Below are 8,525 nucleotides of genomic sequence, written 5' to 3'. Positions count from 1 at the left end.
TTTGGTGGCTCAAAGTGGAGCTAAGACGAACACATGACGCCTCGTCATCTATGCTGTCTATGACATCTTCCAGCGGGATCTCAATCGTATTCTTATCACCGGCAAAGCTGAACACAATTTTCACGCGGTTATCGTCGTATAGATAGGCCGCAACAAGGAATGTGTCAAACAGTCCAGCTTGATACTTCTTGTCATGCACATCTCCCTCGCGCAAGCTACGGAGCCATTCGACGAGTCTTTCCCGATTGGTAGGCACAATAGCCGCTTTTGCGGCGCATATCTTCCCTTCTATGGCGGTGCGCTCTGCTTCCAACTCCATTAAACGGCCTTTCGTAGTCTCCGTGATAATACCCTTCTCAATTGCCGACATGACATTCTTTATGCTGCGGTTAACTTCTGCGAGTTGATCCTCAAACACGCTAAGGTGACTTTCTGACACTCTACGATCATAATCTTCTACGCAACTATCCGCGATCCATTCGATTATGTCATCTTTAAGTGCGTAGTCCCGGATTGCCTTTGCGATTTTCAGCTCGATCACATCGCGGCGAACATTCTTCTTGTGGCAGGTTTTCTCGGTCCGCCTCTTTTGGCAGACATAGTAGAAGTGCAGCTTCCCTGCCCGGCCTGTGCCGGAGATGCCGGTCATGGGACTTTTGCAATGCCCGCAGAACAGCTTGCCGGTGAGAAGATAGTCACCATTGACGCGGTGACGCCCTTGTGGATTTTTCTTCGTGGTAATCGCCTCCTGGACCTTGAAGTAGAGTTCATCGCTGACGATCCTCGGGATGCCGCCCTCAATGCGAACATCGCCGTAGATATAAATGCCGCGGTATCTCTCGTTGGAAAGGATCTTCTGAAAGCTCGACCGCCCCCACGGACGACCATACGAGGTTGTAATGCCTCTATCATTCAGACTGGCCATGATATCAACGAATGCCTCGCCGCAGGAAACGCGCGTGAAGATCTCCCGGATAACCGCAGCCTTCGGCTCGTCAATGGCATAGTGCAGCGTTTCGTCCGCTTTATAGCCGTAAGGCAGATGGCCGTTCGTCACCATGCAGTTTGCGGCGTTGTCGTACAGACCGCGCTTGATGTCCTCGGCCATGTTCTCGGAATAAAACTGATTGACATTCATCATCGAGCGGGCGGCGAAGCGCCCGGCCGCAGTGTCGTCGAAATCCTCCTCCACATAGAGAACGCGGACGCCCAGCTCCTGAAACCGTGCTTCGTTGACAAGTGCCTCCAGCATATTGCGGCCTATACGGTTTGACTTCCACGCAAGCACATAGCAGAACTTCCCTTTTGCGGCATCGGCCATCATGCGCTGAAAATCTACCCGCTTGTCTGTGCGGCCGGAAACGGCACGGTCGGCATAGGTGTCGATGATCCTGATGCCATACTCCGCCGCCAGCTCATAGCATTTCTCAAACTGCTGTTCAATGCTGATGTCCTTCTGGTTGTGGCTGCTATACCGGCCATAGAGAACGCCCGGTTCTTCGATTTCCAGCTTCTTGCCCCGCTTCGGCTTGGCCGGGTGCTTTGCAGTTTTTTTCGGCAACAGCGCCACCCCCTTCTAACGATAGATTTGCAGTAGTAGATATTCAGAATCAGAAACAGATTACAGATACAGTCTCAGATACAGATACAGGTACAGAGACAGTGCGCGCACGATCGCGCGCACACGCACGCGCGCACGCGATGTATCACTACGGTATACCATGATGATTTTCACAAAAAGTTTGCGTGCGATACCATATATACCTGTATCGATAGGGTTAAATCTTATCGGAAATCTCTATAACCGCGAAGTACATATGCTTACAAGGGAGGCCCCTTTTTCTGAAATCAGGGCATGAACACCCGGATACGTCGATGTCATACGTCTCACCGTGCTCTCCAAGGACGCAGGCTGTATGCATTTCCGGGTCGTAGTTCAGAAGTTTCATGCGCTTGGAATATATGCCTTTTTCCATCCGGCTCCGCTGCTCGGGAGGAAGGTGAGTTACATATCCCCACGCAGGCCATCCGACTTTTGCAAAGTCCTCCGCGAACTTGCGATAAATCGCAGTTTTCGCTTGTATAGTTTCCTGCTGACGCTCCTTTTCTTCTTTTGCGGCGCGGTGCAACATCGTGCCAACAATTGCGATGGTTAATGTTACGCCGATAAAGAAAATTGCCAGGATTGCCATAATGAACCTCCCTGTCATCCAACTTCGCCCGTATATAGCATACCGGCTGTCGAAGCTTGCTGGAAGTGATAATCTATCTTTTCTCACAAAATTGCCGTACGGTCTGATATAATAGCTTCACTGCCGACAGTAAATCTAAACAAAGGAGTGTCGTGTATGGCTACGACAAAAGAGCTGCTGGCCTTATTGCGTATTCTTGGCGCTATGTCGATTGAGGAGAAAGAGACTCTTCTTAGTTTTCTTCTTGCGCTGCGAGATACCGGAGATACCGTAACGCCTCCTGTTTCTTGCTTTCCGAAAGAGATAGAATAATTTCTGCGATTTCAATGTCAAGGCCGTCCTTCTCATCAAGGACGGTCTTTTCTGTTGCGCTGATATCTACCGGCATATCATCGCACACAGAAAGAAGCTTGTCTAAAGTTATCCCCATGCCCTTTGCGAGTTTATTTAAGACGGCAAGTGATGGGACCATCGGCTTTCCTGTCTGCGGATTAGTTTCCTTTTCTATCAAAGAAATGTATCCGGTGGAAAGCTTGCACTGAGAGGCCATTTGCCGCTGGGAAAGCCCATGCTCATTCCGATATTCGATGATCAATTCCGATAGTGTCATTGCTTTAGACCTCCCTCGTTTTGTCTAATAGATTTTACAATATAGTACGAGGAATGTCAATCTTGATGTCTAAAATTTTTTTCATTTTTCGTCAAAACCACTTGACACGCCGGAGGGCATAGTGTATTATCTGCTTGTCTAAAGTTTTAGACGGTAAACAACAGAGGAGGTGAATTGAATGGGGTGCAAGATTAAAGAGCGTCGGGAGTTCCTGAAGATGTCCCAGGAAGAGCTTGCTGAAAAAAGCGCAGTTAGTCGCGCTACAATCTCAAGCTTGGAGAACAATTCCGAACGCAACACATCAACGAAGATCCTGAAAAGGATCGCTTCCGCGCTGGATACGACCGTCGGAGAACTTTTTTTTGCAGATGATGTCTAAAGGTTTGGACACATCGAGTAAAACAATCTCGCTGAAAGGAGGGAAAACATGGACTACGCAGCAAGGGCGCGAAGGAATATCTCGACCGACGATTTGTTGCAGATCGCCTCTCGCGTTCACAGTTGTAGCTACGGCAGGAATTCAATTAGAAGCCTCGATGCCGAAGGTGACAGGTGGATTGTTTTCGCTGATATTTGCAAGGCACTTGGCTACAAAAACCCCAATCACGAAAGCAAAAAAGTCGATCCGGAGGAAAAGCGCAAGTTAGATATCGGGTTAAAAAACACGCTTGCCGTGTGCATCAACCGGCGCGGACTGCTCAGATTTTCGCTGTTCGCCAACAAGCGCGACGCCGCTGATTTTCAAAAGTGGGCCGACAAAGAAATCTTCGGCAAAGGGGCTGATACACAATGACTGCCCGCCCAATATCAATCGAAGGTGAACTGACGGACGATATTCACATTGACACATCAGCAATTCCCGAAAGCGTACGACATCGGCTCTGCGCGCTGACCCTCGAAAGGTTCAATGCATTTGTGGCGATACCGGGAAACGCTGAGTGGTTAGATGCCCGTATTGCCGCCAGAAAAGCGGCCAATGCCGCTAAGTGAAAGGAGTGATGAAGATGGCATATTACCGGACTTGCCCTTACTGCGGCAGTAATAACGACCCCGGCGAGGCCTGTGATTGCCGCGCGGAAACGAAAAAAGAGTCCGCCCCGGCGCAACGGGAACGGACTCAGGCAAATGGATACCCGTACACAGTTTACCAGCCGGGTCGAGCCGCGTCAAGAACAAAGGAGGTGCGACCGTGGCTGAAGAGCTGAGAGAGCTCCGGCTTTCCAAGCAGATACCGGCCAAGGATATGGTCGCGGTGGTACAAGCCATCTACCCAAAGTACGACAAGACCGTTCAAAGCAAGTGCGAGAACGGAGACGCCTACGGCGTGAGCCTGCGGCCAGACGCGATGGCGGCGCTCTACGCGCACTTCGCGCCGGAGCTGGCAGAGGGCCGCAAAGCGGTCAAAAAGGACGCGCACCGGCTGACCTGTCGTATCTCGGCAAGGCTCGAAACCGCCGACTACGAGGCGTTGCAACGGCTGATAGAGGCTGAGGGCTACGCCACCACACAGGACTGGCTGACCGCCACCGTCCGCCGCTACATCGCAGAGGCAGGTGAAACCGAATGAACTACGATCTGCCAGACCACCCCGTTATCCAAAACATGGAGCGCACCGGCTACCCGGACGGCAAGGAGCCGACCTTCCCGATTTGCCCTGTCTGTGGTGAAGAGTGCGAGGAAATTTTCAGAGACAAAGATTTGAATATCGTCGGCTGCGATATCTGCATCAAGCAGTCCGACGCATGGGAGGAGCCGGAGTGCTTCCCCGGAAAGGAGCATTGATGAAAGGACTGGTTATCACTACCGAAAACAAGATGCAGGTCAGGGAGTTCGGCGAGCCTGCCTATGAGACCATCGGAAAGGCTGTCGGCGGATGGATCGAGGTCGTACACCCGAAGGGCCTGCCCGATCCGTTCTGCATGGTCGTCAACGAGGAAGGACTGCTGCACGGTCTGCCGCTCAATTTGTTCGGCTGCATTCTCTACGATACCGTGTGCCACGGAAATCCCATTGTCGGAAACATCGTGATTCTCAAAGAAGGCTTCACCACGCCTGGCGAGAGAGACTTTATCGGGCTGGACGAGGACGACGTCAAATTCCTCGGCGCAATGGCCGTCAGTCTGAGCGGCGGCGGCATCAAGTGGGAAAGCGAGGCGCGATAATGGCAAAGTTCTATTTTACCTACGGCACGGACGGTCAGCCGTTTTTCGGCGGCTGGACTGAGGTCGAAGCCCCGGACGCTCACGCGGCCTGTGCTGCATTCCGCGCCTATCACCCCGATAAGACCGAGGGCTTAGTGAATTGCTCCAGCATCTATGACGAGGAGAAGTTCAAGCTGACCGAAATGTACCGGGAAAGCAATTTCGGTTTCCGGTGCCACGAAATCATCACTCTGCGGCGCGAAGCCGCTACCAACTGAAAGGAGCTATCACCATGATTAGAAACCCGAATGACATCCAGGAGGGCGCGAAGAAAATCCGCATGCTGATCGCCGGTTATCCCGGCATCGGAAAATCCACTCTGGCGCTGTCCGCCCCCAATCCCCTGCACATCGACGTTGACTTCGGTATCGACCGCATCGAGCCGCGCTACCGCAAGCCGTACATCCAGCCCCAGAGCTACGACGAGATCCTCGGCGATCTCACCCCCATCAATCTTCAGGACTTCGACACGCTGGTTTTCGATACCGGCGGCAAGCTGATCTCGCTGATGTCCCTGTGGGCCATCAAGAAAGACCCGAAGTATGGCCAGCGCGACGGCAGCCTCTCCCTCAAAGGCTACGGCTTTGTCGGCAAGGAATTCGTCCGGCTGATGGACTACTGCTTCTATGAGCTGCAGAAGAACATCGTCATCGTGTTCCACGCCACGGAGGAAAAGGACGGCGACAACACCCGCCTCCGTATCAAGGTCGAGGGCCAGACGAAAAACAACGTCTGGGAGCCTATGGACCTGGGCGGCTTCGTGGAGATTTACGGCAATGACCGCACCATCGGCTTCTCCAACTGCGAGAGGTATTTCGCCAAGGGGACGCGCGGTATCTCCGGCATTCGCAAAATCCCCGCACTCGGCCCGACCAGCCCTAACGACTTCCTGACGAAGCTGTTCGCCGAGTACAACGCCAAGGCCACCGCCGAGGTCGAGCAGAACGCAGTCAATCAGGCGGCATACGAGGCCGCGATGGTTGAGGGCTCGGCCATCATCGCCGGCATTGTCGATGCAGACACCGCCAACGCTGCCATGCCGAAATATCAGGCCATTAAGCACGCGCTGACCTCCAACAAGGAGCTGGGAGTTCTCTGGAACAAAAAGATCAAGGAATGCGGCCTGTTCTTCGACAAGGTTTTGAAGAAATACACGCCCGCGCCCGAGGAGGCAAAGGAGGCGGAGTAAATGGGACGCTACCTGATGACCCATTCCCTGTTGGCATCCTGGCTCTACACCATGAAAGAAAACCCCTACGAGGACATGACGACAGAGCGCGATCCGATGGGCGAATTCATGCAGACGCTGCGCCGTGAGCCGACGCCGACCACGGAGGCCATGCAGAACGGCATCAAGTTCGAGGACATGGTGACGGACATCATCAACGGCCGCGCCGATCCCAACGATCCGTGGTATGCCGCCGCAGAAAAGGTCGCCCGGCGCTGCGCCGGTGGCGTCCTCCAGTACAAAGCCAAGAAGATTGTGGAGGTCGGCGGTATGAGCCTTCTTCTGTATGGCCGTCTGGACTGCTTGAAAGCCGGGGAGATCATCGACATCAAATTCACCAAGAGCTACGACACCGGCAAGTTCTTTTCCAGCACACAGCACCCCACCTACTTCGAGTTAATCCCCGAAGCACGGCAGTTTACCTACATCGCCAGCAACGGGCGCGATGTATGGCCGGAAACATACTTCCGTGAGGACGCTCCCAGCATCTTCCCTGTCATTTCCGACTTCTTCGACTGGCTCCGGGCGGTGGATCTGATGCAGGTATACCAGGAGAAGTGGGCGACGCTATGAACGGCAAGCTGAAAGACTGGTCGTTCTCCCGCACCGGAGAAAGCGTGCTGACCATCACGACCAGAGAGAGCTGCAAGAAGCTGTGGGACGCGCTCGGCGATCAGGAGATCACATTCTCCATCAAAAGGCGCGTCATCCCCCGAAGTCTCAACGCGAACAACTACGCATGGTCGCTGATTGAGAAGCTGGCCGTCGCGGTGAAGTCGGACAAGGACTCCGTTTACGAGGAAATGCTCCGGCGCTACGGCACCGGCGAGACATACACCGACGAGGCCGGAAACGAGTGCAAGGTGCTGTTCTCCCTGCGGGAGGGCGTCCCTCCCGCGCTGGTGGCGCGGCACTACGCCGAAACCGGCGTCGGTTATGTCGAGGGGAAGAAGTTCATTCATTACCGGGCGATCAAAGGCACCAGCGAATATTCCACGAAAGAAATGAGCGTCTTTCTGGACGGCATCATTTCCGAGTGCCAGGAGGTCGGCATCGAAACCGACACCCCAGAGCAGATCGCCAGATACAAGGAGGCATGGCATCCGTGAGGAAAGTTTATTGTGACTACTGCGGTCGAGAGACTGAGTATGTCGACAGCAAGGTCATCTACGGCAAGAGTTACGGCAAAATCTATCTCTGCCGGAACTGCATGGCATACGTCGGTGTGCATAAGGGGACGGATAAGCCCCTCGGCCGCCTTGCCAATGCGGAACTGCGGAATTGGAAAAAGGCTGCACACGCCGTATTTGACCCTCTGTGGAAGTATGGCCGCTTTCGCGGCCATCGCAATGCGGCCTATGCGTGGCTTGCCCAGAAGATGGGCTTGCCCGTGGAGAAGACCCACATCGGAATGTTTGATGTCGGCCAGTGCCGCAAGGCCATCGAAATCATTGAGAAAGAAACGAAAGGAGACCGTTATGGAAGATACCAAAAAGACCCCCTCTGAGCTGGTCGCTGACCTGATGCTTGACCCCGGCTTTGTCCTCGTTCCGCAGGATCGCTACGAGGAGCTGATCCGCGCCGAAACGGAGCGTGATGTGCTGGAAGCGACCATTAAGGGAGAGAACAGCTACAATGTCGACAGAGTTCTCGCCGCCATTCAGAAGGCAAGAAAAGCGGCATGGCTGAAAGTGTCGGCGACTGCCCTCAATGCCGAGGGAGCACCGGAGGCGGGAAACGATGCTGAATAAGATTGTTGTCATGGGCCGACTGACCCGTGACCCGGAACTGCGCCGTACACAGTCCGGCCTTTCTGTGACCAGCTTCTCCGTCGCCTGCGACCGCGACTTCAAAAGCCAGTCCGGGGAAAAGGAAACGGATTTCATCGACATCGTTGCCTGGCGAACTACCGCTGAATTCGTCTGCAAATATTTCAGCAAGGGACGCATGGCGGTCGTCGAGGGGCGGCTGCAGATCCGCGACTGGCAGGACAACAACGGCAACAAGCGCCGATCCGCCGAGATTGTAGCCGACAATATTTACTTTGGGGATTCCAAACGCGACGGCGACGGCGGCGGTTATCCGCAAGGTAGTTATGCTCCGCAGGGAGGCTACCCCCAGCAGGGGCCGAGCTACGGTGCGCCGGGCGGCTCCTCCTATGGCGCGTCCTCCGGAGGCTATCCTACGTCGGATTACGGCGGTGACTTTGCGGAAGTCAGTGAGGACGACGGCGAGCTTCCGTTCTGATATGGTCGCCCGGGAAACCGGGCGACAGCCCACCGAAGGAGGTGAAA

General features: G+C 54.2%; 15 protein-coding genes. 12 read left to right on the top strand and 3 right to left on the bottom strand.

Going from position 1 to position 8,525, the window contains the following annotated elements; translation table 11 throughout:
- From NE609_RS08880 to NE609_RS08870, 3 genes are all read right to left on the bottom strand, one after another.
- The coding region (locus NE609_RS08880; protein WP_256152312.1) for a recombinase family protein at positions 1-1,561 on the bottom strand (1,561 nt) is incomplete at its 3' end.
- A gap of 217 nt (positions 1,562-1,778) precedes the next feature.
- Complete coding sequence (locus NE609_RS08875; protein ID WP_256152311.1) at positions 1,779-2,192, bottom strand: SWIM zinc finger family protein; 414 nt, start codon at positions 2,190-2,192, stop codon at positions 1,779-1,781.
- 232 nt (positions 2,193-2,424) lie between these two features.
- Complete coding sequence (locus NE609_RS08870; RefSeq protein WP_256152310.1) at positions 2,425-2,802, bottom strand: helix-turn-helix domain-containing protein; 378 nt, start codon at positions 2,800-2,802, stop codon at positions 2,425-2,427.
- 178 nt (positions 2,803-2,980) lie between these two features.
- Here NE609_RS08870 and NE609_RS08865 point away from each other — a divergent pair, with 178 nt between their 5' ends.
- The 12 genes from NE609_RS08865 to NE609_RS08810 all read left to right on the top strand — a co-directional run bounded on the left by NE609_RS08865 (position 2,981) and on the right by NE609_RS08810 (position 8,478).
- The gene (locus NE609_RS08865) at positions 2,981-3,181 is read left to right on the top strand and encodes a helix-turn-helix transcriptional regulator (RefSeq protein ID WP_256152309.1); all 201 of its coding nucleotides are present in this window, start codon (positions 2,981-2,983) and stop codon (positions 3,179-3,181) included.
- Between the two features lie 48 nt (positions 3,182-3,229).
- Entirely contained in the window at positions 3,230-3,595 is a 366-nt protein-coding gene (locus tag NE609_RS08860; protein WP_256152308.1) for a BRO family protein, read from the top strand.
- Positions 3,596-4,054: 459 nt separating this feature from the next.
- Positions 4,055-4,369, top strand: coding sequence for a hypothetical protein (locus tag NE609_RS08855; RefSeq protein ID WP_256152307.1), 315 nt, complete (start codon positions 4,055-4,057; stop codon positions 4,367-4,369).
- The gene (locus tag NE609_RS08850) at positions 4,366-4,584 is read left to right on the top strand and encodes a hypothetical protein (protein WP_118729333.1); all 219 of its coding nucleotides are present in this window, start codon (positions 4,366-4,368) and stop codon (positions 4,582-4,584) included. The genes NE609_RS08855 and NE609_RS08850 overlap by 4 nt, the downstream gene beginning before the upstream one ends.
- Positions 4,584-4,964, top strand: a complete 381-nt coding sequence (locus NE609_RS08845) for a DUF3846 domain-containing protein (protein WP_256152306.1) — start codon at positions 4,584-4,586, stop codon at positions 4,962-4,964. The genes NE609_RS08850 and NE609_RS08845 overlap by 1 nt, the downstream gene beginning before the upstream one ends.
- A complete protein-coding gene (locus tag NE609_RS08840; protein ID WP_256152305.1) occupies positions 4,964-5,221 on the top strand; it encodes a hypothetical protein in 258 nt (85 codons plus the stop codon). Before NE609_RS08845 ends, NE609_RS08840 begins: the two co-directional genes overlap by 1 nt.
- 14 nt (positions 5,222-5,235) lie before the next feature.
- Positions 5,236-6,192, top strand: a complete 957-nt coding sequence (locus tag NE609_RS08835) for an ATP-binding protein (RefSeq protein WP_256152304.1) — start codon at positions 5,236-5,238, stop codon at positions 6,190-6,192.
- Positions 6,193-6,804 carry a hypothetical protein gene (locus NE609_RS08830; RefSeq protein WP_256152303.1) on the top strand — a complete coding sequence of 204 codons (612 nt, stop codon included), beginning with the start codon at positions 6,193-6,195 and terminating at the stop codon, positions 6,802-6,804.
- Complete coding sequence (locus NE609_RS08825) at positions 6,801-7,340, top strand: hypothetical protein (protein WP_186963031.1); 540 nt, start codon at positions 6,801-6,803, stop codon at positions 7,338-7,340. The genes NE609_RS08830 and NE609_RS08825 overlap by 4 nt, the downstream gene beginning before the upstream one ends.
- On the top strand, positions 7,337-7,738 hold the full coding sequence (locus NE609_RS08820; RefSeq protein ID WP_256152302.1) for a DUF3268 family zinc-finger domain-containing protein: 402 nt from the start codon (positions 7,337-7,339) through the stop codon (positions 7,736-7,738). Before NE609_RS08825 ends, NE609_RS08820 begins: the two co-directional genes overlap by 4 nt.
- On the top strand, positions 7,710-7,982 hold the full coding sequence (locus NE609_RS08815; RefSeq protein WP_256152301.1) for a hypothetical protein: 273 nt from the start codon (positions 7,710-7,712) through the stop codon (positions 7,980-7,982). The genes NE609_RS08820 and NE609_RS08815 overlap by 29 nt, the downstream gene beginning before the upstream one ends.
- On the top strand, positions 7,972-8,478 hold the full coding sequence (locus NE609_RS08810; RefSeq protein ID WP_256152300.1) for a single-stranded DNA-binding protein: 507 nt from the start codon (positions 7,972-7,974) through the stop codon (positions 8,476-8,478). Before NE609_RS08815 ends, NE609_RS08810 begins: the two co-directional genes overlap by 11 nt.
- Positions 8,479-8,525 lie beyond the last annotated feature (47 nt).

This window comes from Anaerotruncus sp. DFI.9.16 (assembly GCF_024461615.1).
Classification (GTDB): Bacteria; Bacillota; Clostridia; order Oscillospirales; family Ruminococcaceae; genus Anaerotruncus; species Anaerotruncus massiliensis.
This window is presented reverse-complemented; position numbering and strand designations above follow the sequence as displayed.